This window comes from Terrisporobacter othiniensis, from assembly GCF_000808015.1.
Lineage (GTDB): Bacteria > Bacillota > Clostridia > Peptostreptococcales > Peptostreptococcaceae > Terrisporobacter > Terrisporobacter muris.
Genome location: NZ_JWHR01000113.1, coordinates 14,844 through 33,899, shown reverse-complemented (window position 1 = coordinate 33,899; position 19,056 = coordinate 14,844). Strand labels below are relative to the sequence as shown.

General features: G+C 28.7%; 17 protein-coding genes. 5 read left to right on the top strand and 12 right to left on the bottom strand.

Features of this window, described 5'->3' with window-relative positions:
• Positions 1 to 79 precede the first annotated feature (79 nt).
• The gene (locus QX51_RS14105; protein ID WP_052233068.1) at positions 80 to 862 is read right to left on the bottom strand and encodes a PIG-L deacetylase family protein; all 783 of its coding nucleotides are present in this window, start codon (positions 860 to 862) and stop codon (positions 80 to 82) included.
• A gap of 1,033 nt (positions 863 to 1,895) precedes the next feature.
• Between QX51_RS14105 and QX51_RS20710 the strand changes: the two genes are divergently transcribed.
• The 3 genes from QX51_RS20710 to QX51_RS14095 all read left to right on the top strand — a co-directional run bounded on the left by QX51_RS20710 (position 1,896) and on the right by QX51_RS14095 (position 4,557).
• Positions 1,896 to 2,039 carry an ATP-binding protein gene (locus QX51_RS20710; RefSeq protein WP_161791928.1) on the top strand — a complete coding sequence of 48 codons (144 nt, stop codon included), beginning with the start codon at positions 1,896 to 1,898 and terminating at the stop codon, positions 2,037 to 2,039.
• Positions 2,040 to 2,231: 192 nt separating this feature from the next.
• Positions 2,232 to 2,954 (top strand): response regulator transcription factor, encoded by a 723-nt coding sequence (locus QX51_RS14100; RefSeq protein WP_039680536.1) that lies wholly within the window; start codon positions 2,232 to 2,234, stop codon positions 2,952 to 2,954.
• A gap of 91 nt (positions 2,955 to 3,045) precedes the next feature.
• A complete protein-coding gene (locus QX51_RS14095; protein ID WP_242842748.1) occupies positions 3,046 to 4,557 on the top strand; it encodes a HAMP domain-containing sensor histidine kinase in 1,512 nt (503 codons plus the stop codon).
• Between the two features lie 110 nt (positions 4,558 to 4,667).
• Here the strand turns inward: QX51_RS14095 and murI are convergent, their stop codons facing one another.
• Positions 4,668 to 5,444, bottom strand: a complete 777-nt coding sequence (gene murI / locus QX51_RS14090; RefSeq protein WP_039680535.1) for a glutamate racemase — start codon at positions 5,442 to 5,444, stop codon at positions 4,668 to 4,670.
• Between the two features lie 298 nt (positions 5,445 to 5,742).
• Here murI and QX51_RS14085 point away from each other — a divergent pair, with 298 nt between their 5' ends.
• Positions 5,743 to 7,128 (top strand): APC family permease, encoded by a 1,386-nt coding sequence (locus tag QX51_RS14085; protein ID WP_039680534.1) that lies wholly within the window; start codon positions 5,743 to 5,745, stop codon positions 7,126 to 7,128.
• A 244-nt stretch (positions 7,129 to 7,372) separates the two neighbouring features.
• Here the strand turns inward: QX51_RS14085 and QX51_RS14080 are convergent, their stop codons facing one another.
• The 9 genes from QX51_RS14080 to QX51_RS14040 all read right to left on the bottom strand — a co-directional run bounded on the left by QX51_RS14080 (position 7,373) and on the right by QX51_RS14040 (position 16,526).
• Positions 7,373 to 8,578: an MFS transporter gene (locus QX51_RS14080; RefSeq protein ID WP_039680533.1), complete on the bottom strand. Its 1,206-nt coding sequence runs from the start codon at positions 8,576 to 8,578 to the stop codon at positions 7,373 to 7,375.
• Between the two features lies 1 nt (position 8,579).
• A complete protein-coding gene (locus tag QX51_RS14075) occupies positions 8,580 to 9,491 on the bottom strand; it encodes a bifunctional enoyl-CoA hydratase/phosphate acetyltransferase (protein WP_039680532.1) in 912 nt (303 codons plus the stop codon).
• A gap of 16 nt (positions 9,492 to 9,507) precedes the next feature.
• On the bottom strand, positions 9,508 to 10,329 hold the full coding sequence (locus QX51_RS14070) for a MerR family transcriptional regulator (RefSeq protein WP_039680531.1): 822 nt from the start codon (positions 10,327 to 10,329) through the stop codon (positions 9,508 to 9,510).
• A gap of 95 nt (positions 10,330 to 10,424) precedes the next feature.
• The gene (gene buk / locus QX51_RS14065) at positions 10,425 to 11,510 is read right to left on the bottom strand and encodes a butyrate kinase (RefSeq protein WP_039680530.1); all 1,086 of its coding nucleotides are present in this window, start codon (positions 11,508 to 11,510) and stop codon (positions 10,425 to 10,427) included.
• Positions 11,511 to 11,633: 123 nt separating this feature from the next.
• Positions 11,634 to 12,233 (bottom strand): indolepyruvate oxidoreductase subunit beta, encoded by a 600-nt coding sequence (locus QX51_RS14060; RefSeq protein WP_039680529.1) that lies wholly within the window; start codon positions 12,231 to 12,233, stop codon positions 11,634 to 11,636.
• Position 12,234: 1 nt separating this feature from the next.
• Positions 12,235 to 14,019 (bottom strand): indolepyruvate ferredoxin oxidoreductase subunit alpha, encoded by a 1,785-nt coding sequence (gene iorA, locus QX51_RS14055; RefSeq protein ID WP_039680528.1) that lies wholly within the window; start codon positions 14,017 to 14,019, stop codon positions 12,235 to 12,237.
• A gap of 30 nt (positions 14,020 to 14,049) precedes the next feature.
• The gene (locus tag QX51_RS14050; protein ID WP_039680527.1) at positions 14,050 to 15,315 is read right to left on the bottom strand and encodes a pyridoxal phosphate-dependent aminotransferase; all 1,266 of its coding nucleotides are present in this window, start codon (positions 15,313 to 15,315) and stop codon (positions 14,050 to 14,052) included.
• Positions 15,316 to 15,458: 143 nt separating this feature from the next.
• Positions 15,459 to 15,647, bottom strand: a complete 189-nt coding sequence (locus tag QX51_RS14045; RefSeq protein ID WP_039680526.1) for a hypothetical protein — start codon at positions 15,645 to 15,647, stop codon at positions 15,459 to 15,461.
• A 21-nt stretch (positions 15,648 to 15,668) separates the two neighbouring features.
• Positions 15,669 to 16,526, bottom strand: coding sequence for an Mrp/NBP35 family ATP-binding protein (locus QX51_RS14040; RefSeq protein WP_039680525.1), 858 nt, complete (start codon positions 16,524 to 16,526; stop codon positions 15,669 to 15,671).
• Between the two features lie 118 nt (positions 16,527 to 16,644).
• Here QX51_RS14040 and QX51_RS14035 point away from each other — a divergent pair, with 118 nt between their 5' ends.
• Positions 16,645 to 17,076 (top strand): GtrA family protein, encoded by a 432-nt coding sequence (locus QX51_RS14035; protein WP_039680524.1) that lies wholly within the window; start codon positions 16,645 to 16,647, stop codon positions 17,074 to 17,076.
• A 39-nt stretch (positions 17,077 to 17,115) separates the two neighbouring features.
• Here QX51_RS14035 and QX51_RS19605 read toward each other — a convergent pair whose 3' ends face one another.
• Positions 17,116 to 19,002, bottom strand: coding sequence for a PAS domain-containing sensor histidine kinase (locus tag QX51_RS19605; protein WP_052233066.1), 1,887 nt, complete (start codon positions 19,000 to 19,002; stop codon positions 17,116 to 17,118).
• Positions 19,003 to 19,056 lie beyond the last annotated feature (54 nt).

The window sequence follows — 19,056 nt, the reverse complement described above, 5'->3', positions numbered from 1 at the left end:
TTTATTATTATTTGTAATAATTATAACTTTTAACACATAAAAAAGGGATTGTTACAAATTTTGTAGCAATCCCTTTTTCTTATATACTTGCTGTGTGTAGTATAGAATCATAGTTTTCCATAAGTCTATCGAAAGATCTATGATCTGACTTATACCCTATACCTTCTCTTTTCTTATCTTTATCTATTATTTTATACTGTTCACAAGCTTTTCTTATTTTATCTCTATCTTCTTTTTTTATAGCTTTATAAAATATCCTTTCACTCTCTGGAATATCTTTTTTATACTCCGGCTTTACAAAATATTTTACATCTTTTATTTGTCCTGCATTATATAAAGATTGAATTACTGCACCATTTTTTAAATGTTGTAAGTGCCAGTCTAATTTATAAGTATGAGCAACATGTGTTACACTTTTTAATTCCTTTTCAAATTTTAAAGCAACTTCCTCCATTAAATTAAAGCTTGTTGAACCTGTTTTATTTAGTTGTGGTAATAAAACTACATTTTCTCGTTTTACACCTAACGCCTTAACAGCTGCAAGAAATTCTCTTTCTCTATATTTATACTTTTCCATTTCACTCATGTTTTCAAAAGTTTTTTCCTTATCAAATATCTTTATTCCCGTTCCATAAGATACCTGTACCACATAAACATGGTCTGCTCCTACTTCATTTATTGCCTCTATAATTGCTGCTGATGCCCAAAGTGTCTCGTCATCTTGATGTTGTGCATAAAATACTACATTATCCTTAAATTTTGTATCTCCATAACCTTCTTCATTTTCAAATCCTGTTATAAACAATGGTAACATTAATAATGCCGCTATACTTATTGCTAGCTTAATCTTATTATTCATCATAATATTCACTCCTTCTCCCTCATGTCTTAAATCAATTATACCTTTTATAAATTACTAAATGATTACGACAGAATAACAATTTTCTTACAATTACGTAATATTGCGCATAAATCGTTATAAATTTGTAATAATTAAGCACTACTTTTGATATTTTCTTTTGATATAATTGATTGGATGAAGAGAAATTATATAAAAGGAGGTAATAATCTTTGATTCTAAGCATCAAAAATTACATTAAAAATTTAAGAGCTTATAATTCCTATTTAAAAATATTTTCTTTATTTTTTATGTTTTTATCTGCATCTATTTTTGCAGAAACAATAGGATTTATTTATAGAGACCAAGTTTTTTGACTATTTTTTTAATGAAATTTATAATAATAGACCTTGATTATCTAGTATTCTCATAAGACAATTCTTTTTATTTGGCTCTGGAGTTCGTTATGGTACTTCCCATATATTCTGGGTGTTTACATCCATCTGCATTATTTTTTTTATTTTGTTTTTATAAATTTTACATTTTATATTTTTGTATTTAAATTGATATGTAATAAATTCGACTGTATTGAGTATATTTCAAAAGAAGTTCAATCTGTTAAAAATGCAAGTATTGATTGTAAATTGCAAATCAAAGGTAATGATTAAATTTCCCTTATTGCAAAAAATATTAATCTAAAAACTCTTATCTATCTATTTTAGATAAAAAATCTAAGCGACTTAAAATTTTAGTAGAAGAAATTTTTGAAGCCTCAAAACTTAGTAGCAGTGAGATAGAATTCAACATAGCAAAAACTGATATTAAAGAACTTTTAATACAAAATGTAGTGGGACTAGAAGATAAAATTCAAGAACGTAGATTAAATTTTATTGTGGATCCACCTGATGAAACTGTATTTACCATATATAGATGTCAAAAGAACTTTCAGAGCTTTTGAGAATTTAATTACAAATATAACAAAATACTCTGCTCCTAATAGGAGAGTTTATATAGATTTATTGGTTGAAAATAATACTATATCCATAATATTAAAAATATGTCAAATTATAGACTGAATTTAAGTCAAGATGAGTTTTTAGAAAGACTTAAACGAGGCGATTCTTCTAGAAATACTGAAGGCTCTGGACTTGGTCTTTCTATTATACAAAGTATTGTTAATACTCAAAATGGTACTATTTAAATATAGATGGTGATTTATTCAAGGTAATTTTAAAGTTTGAAAAATATCATCATAATGATAACTAAATCAACTACATTTGTTAATTATCATATTAAGAAGAAATAGCTATAAATTTGTAATAATTATACACTGTTATTGGTAATTTATTTTGATATAATTAATTAGTCTATAATTTTTGTAAGGGGTGAATTTATGAATGAAAATATTTTAGTTGTTGATGATGAAAAAGAAATAGTTGATGCTATTGAATTTTATTTAAAGCCTGAGGGATATAATATCTTAAAAGCTTATGATGGTTTACAAGCTTTAGAAATGCTTATAGAAAATGATATTAAACTTATTATCATGGATGTAATGATGCCAAATATGGATGGTCTTAAAACAACTATGAAAATAAGAGAAGATAAAAATATACCAATTATTTTATTGTCTGCAAAATCTGAAGATATGGATAAAATTTTAGGATTAAATATGGGGGCTGATGATTATATAACTAAACCATTTAATCCTTTAGAGCTAACTGCAAGAGTTCGTTCTCACCTTAGAAGATATATAAATCTAGGTAATATGTCTGATACAAATTCATCTTCCACTATTGAAGATAAAAAGGTAATTTTAAAAAGCGGTGGTTTAGAATTAAACCAAGAAACGAAGACTGTAACTCTAGATGGAGATGATATAAAGGTTACACCTATTGAGTATAAAATTTTAGAATTACTTCTTTCTAATCAAGGAAGGGTGTTTTCTTCTCATGAGCTATACGAAAGAGTTTGGGAGGAAGATGCTTATAATTGTGAAAAAACTGTGGCTGTTCATATTAGAAGAATTCGTCAAAAAATTGAAATAGATTCAAAAAATCCAAAATACTTAAAGGTGGTGTGGGGTATTGGCTATAAAATTGAAAAAATTAAATAAAGACCTCATTTCAAAAAATCCCTATATAAAGATTGTTACTCTTTTGTTAATGGTTGTATTTGCTTCTTTATTTTTTAATACATTATTATTTTTGATTAGAGATCATTTTGCATTGATTAGATATACCCTTGAAGATCTTTTGAATAATTATGGTTGGTATGGTCAGACAGAAGTTAGAAAATTTATTCTATTTGGTCCAGGAATTTATTATACAGATAATAGAATTGTGGCTTCTACAATAGTAGCTATTTGCATAGTTTCAATTATTGCAATTTTTATATGTTTTAATCTATATAGGAAAAATCTTAAAGCTAAAACTCGATTCAGTAAATATATGATTTACTTATACGACAAACTTACTATAGAAGCACCGTTATTATTTGTTATTATATCTGTATTTTTAAGTATAAATAGCATGAATAGACATATATATTTTTATGATAAATTTGTATTTTATGATGCAATTTGCTTGTTATTGCTGCTGTTTCTAATTAATTATATTATTTATAACAAAAATAATTTATTAAATAAAGCTTATTTATCTCCATTTATAAAAGCTTTATTTAGTAAGAAAAGTAAAAAAACAATAAACAGAAAATTAGCTTATTCTTTATGTGTAGGATTAATCGTAGAAACTATATTTTTATTCATTATACTTAATTCTATATCTGGTGGTTTTATATACTCTTATAAATTTGTATTATTTATAGATTTTGTTACTTTTGTACTTTGTATCTATCTATTCAGAATAATTTGTAAAAAATTCGATTATGTAGATTATATTTCAAAAGAAATCGAATCTATAAAAGAAGGTTCAATAGACTATAAATTAGAAGTTAGGGGCAATGATCAAATTGCCAGACTTGCTAATAACATTAATAATATGAGCGAAGGTTTAGGAAAAGCAGTAGATAACGCTATTCGAAGTGAAAAAATGAAAACAGAGTTAATCACAAATGTATCTCATGATTTAAAAACACCTTTAACATCCATAATAAACTATGTGGACATGTTAAGAAGTGAGGATATTGATGATAATACTAGAAAAGCTTATTTATCTATTCTAGATAAAAAATCTAAAAGACTTAAGATTCTAGTTGAAGAGATTTTTGAAGCTGCAAAACTTAGTAGTGGTGAAATTGAATTCCATATAGAAAAAACTGATATTAAAGAACTTTTAATACAAAGTGTTGTTGAATTAGACGATAAAATTCAAGAAAGTAGACTCGATTTTATTATAGACACACCAGATGAACCTATATTTACTATGGCCGATGGTAAAAGAACTTTTAGAGCTTTTGAAAATTTAATAACAAATATTACAAAATACTCTGCTCCTAACACTAGAGTTTATATAGATTTATTTGTTGAAAATGATACTATATCTATAATATTTAAAAATATATCTAACTATAGATTAAATTTAAGTCCAGATGAATTTTTAGAAAGATTTAGACGTGGTGATTCTTCTAGAAATACAGAAGGTTCAGGTCTTGGCCTATCTATTACTCAAAGTATCATTAATACTCAAAATGGTACTATGGATTTAAATATAGATGGTGATTTATTTAAGGTAATTTTACAATTTAAAATATGTGAATAAAAAAATTCGCTTTGCTCAAGTAACAAAGTTGGAAATGATACGTTATATACAAAACATATAACATATTATTTCCTTCAATATAAAAAACAAAGTATTTAATACTTTGTTTTTTATCTATTTAATAGTTTTTCTGACAATTTTATAAACCTCTTATCTCCTGAAGAGTTATAAATTGTTACACTTCCCTCTTCATCATAATCCCTTAACTCGTCTTTATCCTTTAAAATTTCTTTTAAATGATTTGTAGTTCCTAAATTTCCATCAACTATATTTATACTATGATTTAATATTTTTTCCATATATTCTCTATAGAATACAAAGTGAGTACATCCTAAAACTACACTATTGATTTTACTCATATCCAAGTCTTTGTAATAATCTTTTAATTGGCTTTCAACAACTTCTTCATCATCTAATAAGTCATTTTCCACTATATTTACAAGTTCTGGACATGGCATTTTTATTACAGTATTATCATCACTGTATCTCGCCATTAAATCATTGAACTTTGTTTCTTTTAGTGTAAGAGGTGTTGCCATTACTACTATGGTATTATCTATCTTTCCATCAGCAGCAACTTTTAGTGCTGGCTCCATTCCTATGATTGGTAGGTGAGAATATTTTTCTCTAAGCATATTAGCCGCTGCAGAAGTTGCCGTATTACAAGCTATTACTATGGCTTTCACACCTTTAGCCAGGAAAAACTCTATAATGTCTACACACCTTTCAGTTATTTCTTCCTTTGTTTTTATTCCATAAGGAGCATTTGCAGAATCTCCATAGTATAGAAATTTTTCATTTGGCATAGCTTGAACTAATTCTTTTAATACACTTACTCCACCTAGGCCAGAATCAAAAACACCTATTGCCTTATCTTTATTATTCATTATTACAACCTCCAATACTTACTCTTTATATATATCAGCAGTACAAATTATTTATCATTTTAAATTTAAATAAAACTTTTATAATCATATTGTTTACTCTTTTTATTATAAAATATCTTATTTGTTAATACAAAGAAAAATTTTTAAAGGCTACAATTCAGATTTTATATGTATATGATACTTTTTATACAAGAATATAAAAGAACCAATTTACATTTATTACCAAAGTTGTTATTATATTATTATACTATATAAAATTTTAACAAAGTAAGTATTTAAAATTTTAGGGGGTCTTTATATGAGTAAAAACGATAATTTTGACAAGGTCCTAAACAAGTCTGACGTATTTGTGCTTGCATTTGGAGCAATGATTGGTTGGGGATGGGTTGTTTTATCCGGAGAATGGATACAAACAGCAGGAACTTTAGGTGCTATCTTAGCTTTTGTTATAGGTGGCGTAATGGTACTATTTGTAGGACAAGCATACGCAGAACTAACATCTGCTATGCCTAAGTGCGGTGGAGAGCAAGTCTTTAGTTATCGAGCGCTGGGAAGAAATGCGTCTTTTATCTGTACTTGGGCGATAATATTAGGATACATATCTGTAATAGCCTTCGAGACAGTTGCACTTCCAACAGTGTTACAGTATCTATTTCCAAATTACGTGAAAGGATATATGTACACTATTGCTGGATTTGATGTTTATGCTACATGGGTTATAGTGGGTATAGTAAGTTCCATAGTAATCACTATCATAAATTACATTGGAGTAAAAACAGCAGCATTTCTACAAGGTTTATGTACTGTATTAATTACATTAGTTGGTTTAGCCCTAATTAGTGGATCTTTTGTAAATGGTTCAACTTCAAACATACAACCTCTATTTAATGATGGAGTCGGTGGACTTATGGCTGTAGCTGTTATGACACCTTTCATGTATGTTGGTTTTGATGTAATCCCACAAGCAGCAGAAGAAATGAATATACCATTTAAGAAAATTGGCCAAATATTAATTCTATCTGTTATTATGGCAGTTATTTGGTATGCTATGATAATACTTGGTGTATCTCTTGCTATGGATCATGCAGAAATTCAAGGTTCTGCTCTAGTTACAGCGGATGCTATGGCTAAAGTTTACAATAACAGTTCAATAGCTTCTAAAATATTAATTTTAGGTGGAATAGCTGGTATAATTACTAGCTGGAATTCTTTCTATGTAGGTGGAAGTAGAGCTATTTATTCTATGGCAGCTTGTGGTATGCTACCACCATTCTTAGCAAAGTTACATCCTAAATATAAAACACCTTGCAATGCAATAATATTAATCGGTATCCTAACTTCCTTATCACCGTTCTTAGGAAGAAATATGCTTACTTGGTTATCTAATGCAGGTGGTTGTAGTATAGTAATATCTTATTCAATGGTTTGCTTATCATTCTTAGTACTAAGAAGAAAAGAGCCAAACATGTTAAGACCATACAAAGTTAAGAGAGTTAGATTTGTAGGCTTCGTATCTATTTGTATGTGTTTATTCCTAGGAATAATGTATTTACCTGGTGCTCCAGCTTCATTATCTTGGCCTTATGAATGGGGTATCATTCTTGGTTGGGCAGCTTTAGGATTAATATTCTATGTTTGGGCTGCTCTTAGTGGTATAGAAGCACGTGAACCTAGATATAATTAAATAATCTAAAATGTAGAGCTTTATAAGCATAAAAAATTCGCTTTGCTTGAGCGACGTGTCGGCGAAACACTTTAAGCCTCTGCGTGGGCGCTCTACTTCCTATTGCCAACGGCTTCGCCCGTTGCTCAAATAACAAAGTTGGAAATTATACGTTATCCACATAACAGATAACATATAATTTACTTACAATTAAAAAATTACTGGAACTTATATTCCAGTAATTTTTTGCATTTATATTAAATATTTATGGCTTTTTTATACCTATTAAACATATAAAACCAATACTTATAATACCTATCATAAATATAAATGTACTAAAGTATGATCCACTACTATCGTATAATCCACCTGCTATAGTACTTCCTAAAGATGCAATAATTAGATTTAAGTTAATTATAGAGAAATTGACAGGATAATGTGTTGAACCATAGAATGTGTTTATAAATGCTGAACCTATCGTTGGAATACCTCCATAAGAAAATCCACAGCACATAAATCCAAAACTCATTAATAAAAAGTTATCGTTTATAAAAGCAAGTATTAATATTCCTGCTGATACAAAAAACACTATGTTAATTGTCCACATGGTTTTTCGTCTTCCTATTTTATCAAACATAGCACCATAAACCACACGTCCCACACCATTAAATATTGAAATCAATCCAACTACTGTTGCTATAGTGCTTAAGTCAAAGTGTGGACCAACCTCCATAGCAACACCTTTTGCCTGTGATATTAAAGCAAGCGCTGCTCCATTTAATAAAAATGACCAAAAGAAAAATAACCAAAAAGTTGGTCTTTTTATCATAACTAACGCATTAACATCCATACCTCGCTCTATAATTCTCTTTTTCTTTACAGTCTCTGGAGGTACAAAATCTTCTCCTGGTTTTACAAAGAAAAATCCTCCAATTCCTATAACTATAAATAATAAAACTCCCAAAATCATAAAGGATGTTCTCCATCCACCTATTTCTGTTGGAGTATAAGCTTGATAAACTTTACCTATTATAAAACTTCCCAGTCCAAATCCCATTAATAGTATTCCTGATATTAAGCCTTGTTTATCTGGAAACCATTTTGACATAGTACTCATTACAGCATTGTATGTCAAACCAGAAGCAAATCCACCTAAAACTCCAAAACCCAAATAAAGCCCCATCAATGTAGTTGTTTTTGATGCTAAATAAAATCCAATAAAAAATAAAATTGATGATGTCCATACATTAATTCTGACATTAATTTTATTTGACAATAATCCACCAACTAATCCTCCTAAACAAAACATAGTCATTCCTATAGTAAAGGTTAAAGACAGTTGTGCTGTAGACCAGTTTACAAATTCTTCTGCAATGGGAGATGATAGTACACTCCAAGCATATATAAGGCCTGCAAATAATAAGGCTATAGTTCCTACAATAGCATATACCCAGCGATTTAACTTCTTCATATTATTTATTGTGGCCTGCTATTAAGGCACCATACGCTATAGAATATAATTTTGACTCATGACTATCGGCTCTAGAAACTAAAACTATAGGAGCTTTTGCACCCATTATTATTCCAGCAGACTTTCCACCTGCAAAATATGTTAATGCTTTTCCTATTCCATTACCTACTTCTATAGTTGGCATTAACATTATGTCTGTTTCACCAGCTACCTTACTTTCAAATCCTTTTATTCTTGCTGCTTCTTTTGATACTGCTAAGTCAAATGCTAAAGGTCCTTCTACAATTACACCTTCACCAAACGCACCTTTTTCACAAGCTTCTTCTAAAGCTCTTGCATCTACTGTAGCTTGCATCTTAGGATTTACTTTTTCTTTTGCAGCTAAACAAGCAACCTTTATTTCTTCTAAACCTAAAGGCTTTGTTGCTTCTATTGCATTTTTTAATATTTTTACTTTTTGTTCATAATCAGGTGATATGTTCATACCTCCATCTGTTGTTACAAGTAACTTGTCATAAGTAGGTATTTCATAAACCATAACATGACTTAATAAACTATCTGTTCTAAGCCCCCACTCTTTATTTAAAACTGCTTTTAATATAACTGATGTGTCCAGTAACCCCTTCATTACAAAATCAGCTTCTTTTGAAGAAACTAATTTTACAGCAGTTTCAGCGCATTCTTCTATTGTATTTTTTTGTATTATTTTAATTCCATCTAAATTAAATCCAATTTCTTTACTAATATCTCTTATTTTATTCTCTTCACCAATTAAAACAGGAACTATTATATTCTTCTCTACTGCACTTTGTATAGCCAATAAAACCTCTTCATCATGGGCTGCTGCCACTGATAATATAACTTTTTTGTCGCCCTTTAATTGTTGTAATATATCCTCTAATTTATTTATCATAATTATTCCCCTTTATTTAAGATTTTTCAACTAAAATTTGTAACTCCATTACTACTTCTTTATCAGTTAAAGATAAACTTGGATCTGTTAACTCCATCTCCAATGAATCATCTAAAATTTCATACCCTTGCTTATTGATATAATCTATTAGTTTCTCATAATATGGTGCTGCATCTTTGTGAATACCATTAAATCTAATACAAACATAAGTCCCTTTTGGAAAAATTTTAATTAAATTTTTATCGTATTTTTCCTCTTCTATCATGACAAATATAGATTTATACTCTCCATATTCTCTCTTAATTAAATCTTCTCTAGATATGGATACTCCAACAGTTCCATAAGTTAGAAATATTTTGTTTTCAGACATCTTAGTCAATTTTCTAAGAGAAAGCTCAATATCATAATCAGTCTTAATACTATGTCTAAGCCTAACAGCTTGCCTCTCATCATAATCTAGTTCTCTAATAATTCCTAATAAGTCTTCTCTTGTAGAATCTTTAATTTGCATTATTTTATTATTAATTTTATGTTTTATAAGCTGTAATTCACTTATTTTTTGATTAATAATATTATTTTGTTCTTCTAAAGAATGTATTACATCTTCTGCATTCACATTATTAAGATTATATTTTATTTTATCCAAAGAAAGTCCTAACTCTTTCAAATACTTTATTGTCTCCAAATATTGAAATTGATCTAATGTGTAATATCTATACTTGTTGTTTTTATTAACAAAGCTAGGTTTAAATAAATCTATTTCATCATAATATCTTAATGTTTTTTTATTTATATCAAACAGCTTAGATATTTCTCCGATGGTAAAAAAGTCCTTCATATGACAACTCCCCTAATTTTAATTATATTTATATTATATAAAATTAGAGGAGTATATCCAATTGTGTTAATTTAATCACTTATAAAATTTTCTTTCTAAGCCTTCACCATATCAGATTCCCTATATATTGTAGCTTCTTCTTCGCCATCTAATACTCTAAGAGCTCCAAAAGCTAAAGCTTCTAATTCATTTTCTCCAGCTAATACTTCAACTGGTGCTATAAACTTAACTCTCTTAACTATGGATTCGCTCATATATTTAGAGTATGCAATTCCACCAGTTATAATTATAGCATCCACATCACCATTAACAACTGTAGCAAGTTCACCAATAGATTTTGCAACTTGTAAAGCTAGAGCATCATATATTAATTTTGCATATTCATCACCATTTGCTATTCTTTCTTCAACCTCTCTAGCATCAACAGTATCTAAATATGAAACTATGCCTCCTTTACCTCTTACATTTTTAACCATTTCTTTATGAGTATATTTACCAGAGTAACATAAATCAACTAACATTTTTGCAGGCAGTCTTCCTGCTCTTTCTGGTGAAAATGGTCCTTCTTCATCAGAAACAAAGTCTACCATCTTTCCTTTCTCATGAACATTTAGACTTATACCTCCACCTAAATGAGCAACTATTAAATTTAAATCATTATAGTTTTTATGATTCATTTTGGCATATTTTATTGCCATTGCTCTAGTATTTAAAGCATGAGTTAAACAAACTCTATCCAAGCCATTAAGTCCTGATACTTTTGCTATATCGCCACTTTCATCAACACAAACTGGATCATATATATAAGAGTTAACACCTATTTCATTGGCAATGGAATATGAAATTATAGCACCCAAGTTCGATGCATGATCTAATGTAGGTCTATTAGTTAATCTGTCTATCATTTCCTCATTTATTAAATATGCACCTGATTTGACTGGTGGTAATCCTCCACATCTTCCAACTACTGCATTTATACTTTTTAATTCTATGTTATTTTCTTTTAAAGCTTTTTCTACCTCATTTTTTCTCATTTCAAATTGATCCATTATAGACTTAAATTTTGATAATTCTTCAACTGAATGATTTAATGTGTTTGCAAAAACTTGATTTTCTCCATCATATACTGCAAATTTCGTTGATGTTGAGCCAGGATTTATGGCTAAAACTCTATAAGTCATATTTTTATCCCCTTTTTATAATTTTTTATATTTTTAAAAATTTAACCTTTCACCAAGATAGATATCAAAAGCTATTATAAGAAAAACTTATAATAGCTTTTGATTTTATATGGCTAAATAAATTTAAACAGCTGCTTTACTTACTTCAGATTCTACTAGCTCCATTCCCATTCGGAAAGCTTTTATATTTAAATCAACAAACTTTTCTTTTACATTTTTTCTGATTATATCTTCCCAGTCAATTTTTTCTAACTTCATTGATTTTACTAAAGAACCTAATAATATAACATTCATTACTTTTGCATTTCCTAATTCTTCAGCTTTTTTTGCTGCATCTATAATTTTTGCATTTAATCTTTTTAATTCTAAATCTATTTCTTCTTCTTTGTATTCAAATTTTCCTACTAATGTAGATACTGAGTTTAATCTATAATTATTTACAACTACTTTTCCTTCTGGTTTTAAATATTTTAAATATCTTAAAGCTTCCATTTTTTCAAAAGAAACTATCATATCTGCTCCACCAATTTCAATAACAGGAGAATAAACATTATCATCACTATATCTTACTTGAGAAGAAACTGATCCACCTCTTTGGCTCATACCATGTATTTCGCTCATCTTTACATCGTATCCAGCTTCCATTAATCCTATAGTTAATAATTTACTTGCAAGTATAGTCCCTTGACCACCTACACCTACTAACATAATACTTTTAGTCATATTATTTTACCTCCTTTACTATCGCTTCTTTAGGACATACTTGTGCACATACTTCACATCCTAAACATTGATTTCTATCTATTTTAGATTTTTTAGTTTCTTTATTGTATGAAATTGCTGGACATCCTGTCTTAGTACATTTTTTACATCCTATACATAAATCTTCTACAACTTCACATTTTGTTGTAAATGGCTTATTAAACTCTTCTATATCTTCTTTAGAGAATTTTTTAAGAGCACATGGCCATCTTGTAATGATTACAGATGCCTCTTCATTCGCAAATGCCCAATCAAGAGTATCATTTACTTCTTTTAAATCATTAGGATTTATTACTCTTAAATTTTTCACACCACAAGCTCTAACTACTTCTTCTATACTTATTTCATTAGTTGGCTCACCTTGTAATTTAAATCCAGAACCTGGATTTTCTTGATGTCCTGTCATACCAGTAATTCTATTATCTAATATTATTGATATTGCATTACCATTGTTATAAATAATATCTAAAAGCCCATTTATTCCTGTATGGAAGAATGTTGAATCTCCAAGCACTCCTACAACTCTTTTCTTATTTCCTTCTACCATGTTGAAAACTTGTTGTGCTCCATGTCCTGAACCCAAAGATGCACCCATACAAACTACACAATCCATCGCATTATATGGTGGTGCAAATCCTAGAGTATAACATCCTATATCTCCAGTTATAACTACATCTTTTCTTTTCCCTAGTTCATAGAATAAACCTCTATGTGGACATCCTGCACAGAATGTTGGTGGTCTTGGAACTAATAATTCTTCATTTGCTTCTAAGTGATCAAATGTTTTTCCATATATAGCTTTTCTTATAACATCCGGTGTCATTTCTCCATATGCTGGAAATACATCTTTACCATGACAATTTATGCCTAAAGCTTTAACATGCTCTTCTATAAATTCATCATTTTCTTCTATAACATATATTTTTTCTACTTTAGATGCAAACTCTTTTATTTTTTCATCTGGCATTGGGAAAGTAAATCCTAGTTTTAAATAAGATGCATCATTTCCAAACACTTCTTTTGCAAAATTTATACACATTCCTGATGCAATAATTCCTACTTTAGTATCATTTAATTCAATAGAGTTAAGATCAGTTTCATTAGAAAACTTTTCTAAATTGTGAAGTCTTTCTTCTACCTTCCCTCTTAATACTCTTGAGTTTGCAGGAACTGTAACATATTTATGTGCGTCTTTTACATACTCTTTTATTCCAACTTCTTTTCTATCTTCACACTCAACTATCCCCTTTGAATGACATAGTCTAGTTGTTAATCTATATAAAACTGGCGTATCAAATTTCTCACTTATTTCAAATGCTTCCTTGAACATATCTTTAGCTTCTTGGCTAGTTGATGGTTCAAACATTGGAATTTTAGCTGCTCTAGCATAATTTCTATTGTCTTGCTCATTTTGTGATGAATGTTGCCCTGGCTCATCTGCTGTAATTATTATAAATCCTCCAGTTACACCTGTATATGCTACTGTGAACAGTGGATCTGCCGCCACATTTAAACCAACATGTTTCATAGATGCTACAGTTCTCGCTCCTGCTATTGAGGCACCTGCAGCTGCCTCAACTGCTACCTTCTCATTCGGAGCCCATTCTGCAAGAATATCATCCTTATATAAAGCTATATTTTCTAATATTTCTGTACTTGGAGTTCCTGGATAAGCTGAAGCATATTTTACACCAGCTTCATAGGCTCCACGAGCTATTGCCTCGTTACCTGTCATTAATTTCTTCATGTTAATAGTCCCCCTTATTTTTATGTTTTTTTATGCTAAAGTTGTGTCTAATGATTTAGTTTTTTCAAGAACTTCTTTTATAACCTTTGGTGCTTTCCTACATTTTTCTTCCGATACTGCACAAACAGCAAACCTTAATCCCATCTTCAATGGAACTAGATAAAGATTTTCTTTAGTAAGCTCTTCGCAAATTTCCTTTGGATTATTGCACGGTATACTTACAAAGAATCCATCTCTGTATGGTAATATTTCAAGATTTACTTCTTCTGCACCTTGTACAAAAGCTTCTGCTCTTTTCACAAGCATATCTTTATATTGATTTTTCTCTATTTTATATTCTGAATATTTTTTCTCATCTGCAATTAAATGAGAAAGAATAGACATAGCCCCTCTATTACAATTAGACCAGTTTGCTCTGCAAGAATGCATTAATGAATAGTAGAATTCTTCTGCTATATCTTCACTTGAAGATATTCCTATAGCTGCCCCCATTCTCATTCCATAGGCAGTAAATCCTTTTGACATACTAAATCCAACTATTGTAAGTATATTTTCTGGTAAGTTACCAAATTTTTTAAAGAATTTTCTACTTGCTACATCATCTTTCACAAAATCTATATAAGCAACATCTATAAATAAAACTATTTTTTTACTTTCATCCTTTGCAACTTCTTTTGCAAAGTCTAATATTTCATCCCACTCATCATCTGACACGCTATAACCCGTTGGATTATGACCAGGAGTATTAATTATTGTAAATATGTTTCCTTGTTTATCTATAATTTCTTTAAATTTAGATTTAAAGGATTCCATATTAAATTTTCCTTCATCATTAAATAACTTATAATTTGAAACTCCTCTACCGGCTTCTTCTCCTATAATTCCGTAAGGACTCCAATACCAGTCTGAAGTTAGAATCACATCATTTGGATTAGTATAGTTCCACATTGCTAACTTAATAGCACCACTTCCACCAGGAGAAGCTACAACTCTTACATATCCATCTGGATTATTTCCTTGAAAGCAAACTTTTTTTACAGCTTCTTTATAGTCATCTTGTCCTGCTATAGAAGCATAAGCAGATATTTCATTATTTGGCAATGATTTTAATTGTTCAAAAACACTACTCATAGTTATTAACTTTCCTTCATCATCCATTAAGGCACCAATAGTAGCATTAACAACATTTTCTTTACCTATCTCTTTTTCTGCATTTTGAGCTCTTTCAGACAAGTTAAATATAATATCGTTTTCCCTCGGCCATCTTGCATGATCTGCAACCATACTTAATCTCATATTTTTCCCCCCATTTATTTTACTATTTTTATACTCACAGTACTTCCTAATATTATAATAAACATTCCATTAACTGGAATGTCAATAGATTTTAATCAATCTAAAAAAAAATACACAGTTCAATATATTGAACTGTGTATTTTTTAATCTTCTCTTCTATTGGAAATTATCTTCATCATTTTTAAATGTTGTCTCATAAAGAATATTTCAGCTGTCATAGCAAAACATGCCGCTATTCTAATTGTCATACTTGTGGTATTTAGTGCTATTTGAGTAAAATATGTAAATAATACTAAATCAACACCAAAAACAAAAACATCTCCTAATTTCATTTTTTTACTCCTTATTTATACCTAAAACACATTTGAAACTTCTTTTTCTTTTTTCTCTAATGATTTAACCATATTTATTACTATAGGATTAAATAATCCTTCTACCTCTTCATCACCATCCTTATAAATACCTATGGATACGTTTCCTATTCCAGAATTCATTGGTAATTGTCCTAAAAGTTCCAAATTCATATCATCAAGGAATTTTCTATTATTTTGTCCATTAAATATTTGAATCTTCTTACCACAGTCTGGACATGTTATGTAGCTCATATTTTCAACTACACCTATAACATCTATATCTAACTTTTGAACCATATGAACAGCTTTTGTAACTATCATTGATACCATATCTTGAGGTACTGTAACCATTACTATACCATTTATAGGAATAGATTGCATAACTGTTAGTGCTACATCTCCTGTTCCTGGAGGCATATCTATTATAAGGTAATCTAACTCTTCCCATAAAACATCTGTATAAAACTGTTTCACTGCATTAGAAACCATTGCCCCTCTCCAAATAACAGGCTCTTCTTCATTTTCTATTAATAAGTTTAAAGACATTACTTTTATTCCATCTTTTGTTACTGCTGGATATATAAATTCCTCTGTTGCTCTTGCTCTTTGCTTATCCACTCCCAAAAGTCTTGGAATACTAGGTCCTGTTATATCAGCATCTAATACACCTACTTTATACCCTTGTTTTGCTAAATTTTTTGCTATTAATGCTGATACTGTAGATTTTCCTACTCCACCTTTACCACTCATAACACCTACAATTTTTTTAATTTTATTTAGTGGATTATTCTCAACTAAACAGCTTGATTGTTCCTTATTGCAAGATCCATTTGATGGACACGAATTACAACTTGACATTTCTACTCCCCCCTAATAATAGCTATATCTACAAAATAAATATAGTTCTTTATATTTATTTTGTCAATGAACATAATAATAATATAAAATATAAATAATCACTTTTTAAAAGGATGTGTTGACTATTAAGAATACAATTATAGATAAACTAAAGTTATATAAAGATAAAATTATAGAATATATAAAATTTAATCTTATTGGGACTGCTAATTTTGTGGTAGCTCAAATATTTTATTTAACTTTATATCTAGTTTTCAAAATTAATTATCTAGTTGCCTATACTACTACAAGCATTATAAGTATTACTGCATCTTATTATTTAAACTCCAAGTTTACATTTAAAGATCAAAAGTATTCTTTAAAGAAATACCTGCTTAGTTTTTTAGTTTATGTATTTGAATATGCTCTAAATCTAGGAATTATATTGGCATTAGTTAATCTATTAGATTTAGATGAAGCTATAGCTCCCATAATAGCTCCTATTTTTTCAACTATTCCAGTGTTCTTTTTAATGAGATTAGTTATAAAACATTCAGAAGAAAAGAAATAAACACATTACTAATTTTTAAATTAATAATGTGTTCATTTCTTATATATCTGAAAACTCTATATTTGCTCTGCTATATCTAACTTCTTCATTTTTTTTCATCAAAAACTCTTCACCGTTTTTTATTACTTGTTTAGGTATAACCACTATAAACTCACTCCCTTGATTAACCTTACTATTTACCTTTATACTTCCTCCGTGCAATGTAACAAGAGATTTTACCAAATATAATCCTATTCCACTTCCTTGTTTTTCTATTCTATCTTTACTTTGAACTTGCTCAAATCTTTCAAATATACAATTAGCTTTTTCCTTTGGAATTCCTATACCTTCATCTTTCACGCTAATTATAATTTTATCTTCTTTAGTACATAGATTCACATATATATTCCCATATTTTTTATTAAATTTGACTGCATTTGATAATAAATTCAGCATCGTTCTTTCTATAATATCTGGATCAAATAGAACTATATCTTCTTCCTTATTAGTGTCAAAAATTAAGTGCATATTATTAAATTCTATAAATTCTACAATAGAGCCACATATGTCTTCTATAAATCTGACTATATCTGCATTTATCGGAGTAAAACTTATAAATCCCGCATCAATTCTCGTTGAATCTAATAAATTATTTATAAGTCTTACAAGTCTTAAACTATTAGTTTCCATGATATCTATATATTTGTAAAGTTTATTAGCCTCTTGTGGTGATAATTTCGTTAAATTTAGTTTGATTAACTGAATTGTGCTTGATATAAGATTGATTGGCGTTCTTAACTCATGAGATAAATTTGCAAAAAAATCTAATTTAAGTTGATTTTTCTCATCTTCTACTTTTCTTTTTTCTGTTACATCTGTTAAAATACCTACTCTTTTTGATACATTTCCCTTAGAATCCTTTATTGGTAAAAATTTATACCAAATCCATTTTTCTTTTCCGTTATCTAATTTTACTTTTCCCGTTCCTTCGTTACATTCATCAAATTCAAATTCGTAACTTATATTATAATCATTGCTTTCTACTCGTTTAAAATAATCATCTAATTTACTAATATCTTTATACAAATCATCTGGATTAGATTCAAAAACATTTCTAAAAGCTGGACTAATATAAGTTGCTCTTTCTTCATCTCTAATAATAAATACTGAGTCACAATATTTTGTTATTTCCCTAAAATTTTCTTGATTTTGCTCTAAACTTTTCTCAAAAATCAACTTATCATTAATTTTTATACTAAAGCCCCTAGTTCCTATTACATTATCATTATCATCTATGATGGGCCATAAAGTTGACTCTAAGTACATTTTATTACCATCTTTTTTTGTTAATGTTTGATAAAAAGTTTTTGCATTTTTATTTGCTATTACAATATTCTCTTGATTTCTAAATTGAATAATTTCAGATTCTTCCCATAAATCTATATCTCTTTTTCCTAGAGTGCTCTTTTTATTACCTAGTTTTAAGTCGTGATTACAACCTTCATGTATATCAATATATACTCCATTCAAGTCTTTTGCCCAATTATATATTTTTAAGTTTTCTTCCTTATGACCTATATTACAATCGATTGAATATATTAACATAAAATAGTCTTCTAAGTAATACATATCTACGATTGAATTTCTACCATTTAATTCAGTTGTGTATTCTATCTTCCTATGACCAGTTTTTATTACATCTTTTATAAACTTATCAAGTTCATCACCTTTAAAACTTTTCTTTATCCAATTATTTATTATTAATTCTGTTACTTCCTTTTCAAATACATTATTTTCTGTTAATAATTTAAAAATTTTCTCAAATTCTTTATTTTGTTCAAGTACCTCTATGCCAATATATTTATTATGATTATCCATCTTACAATTTATTATTAAGTAAGCTATTTTGCTATTTTTTATTATACTTTCATAAATTTCTTTTTTCATAATAAAACCCCTTATTTTTAATTCTCTATCAAATTAACATAGATTTTAACGTTC

Bases quoted from the DNA above. Each gene is read 5' to 3' on its own strand.
- QX51_RS14105 (WP_052233068.1), bottom strand. From the start codon at position 862: ATGATGAATAATAAGATTAAGCTAGCAATAAGTATAGCGGCATTATTA.
- QX51_RS20710 (WP_161791928.1), top strand. From the start codon at position 1,896: ATGTCAAATTATAGACTGAATTTAAGTCAAGATGAGTTTTTAGAAAGA.
- QX51_RS14100 (WP_039680536.1), top strand. From the start codon at position 2,232: ATGAATGAAAATATTTTAGTTGTTGATGATGAAAAAGAAATAGTTGAT.
- murI (WP_039680535.1), bottom strand. From the start codon at position 5,444: ATGAATAATAAAGATAAGGCAATAGGTGTTTTTGATTCTGGCCTAGGT.
- QX51_RS14085 (WP_039680534.1), top strand. From the start codon at position 5,743: ATGAGTAAAAACGATAATTTTGACAAGGTCCTAAACAAGTCTGACGTA.
- QX51_RS14080 (WP_039680533.1), bottom strand. From the start codon at position 8,578: ATGAAGAAGTTAAATCGCTGGGTATATGCTATTGTAGGAACTATAGCC.
- QX51_RS14075 (WP_039680532.1), bottom strand. From the start codon at position 9,491: ATGATAAATAAATTAGAGGATATATTACAACAATTAAAGGGCGACAAA.
- QX51_RS14070 (WP_039680531.1), bottom strand. From the start codon at position 10,329: ATGAAGGACTTTTTTACCATCGGAGAAATATCTAAGCTGTTTGATATA.
- buk (WP_039680530.1), bottom strand. From the start codon at position 11,510: ATGACTTATAGAGTTTTAGCCATAAATCCTGGCTCAACATCAACGAAA.
- QX51_RS14060 (WP_039680529.1), bottom strand. From the start codon at position 12,233: ATGACTAAAAGTATTATGTTAGTAGGTGTAGGTGGTCAAGGGACTATA.
- iorA (WP_039680528.1), bottom strand. From the start codon at position 14,019: ATGAAGAAATTAATGACAGGTAACGAGGCAATAGCTCGTGGAGCCTAT.
- QX51_RS14050 (WP_039680527.1), bottom strand. From the start codon at position 15,315: ATGAGATTAAGTATGGTTGCAGATCATGCAAGATGGCCGAGGGAAAAC.
- QX51_RS14045 (WP_039680526.1), bottom strand. From the start codon at position 15,647: ATGAAATTAGGAGATGTTTTTGTTTTTGGTGTTGATTTAGTATTATTT.
- QX51_RS14040 (WP_039680525.1), bottom strand. From the start codon at position 16,526: ATGTCAAGTTGTAATTCGTGTCCATCAAATGGATCTTGCAATAAGGAA.
- QX51_RS19605 (WP_052233066.1), bottom strand. From the start codon at position 19,002: ATGAAAAAAGAAATTTATGAAAGTATAATAAAAAATAGCAAAATAGCT.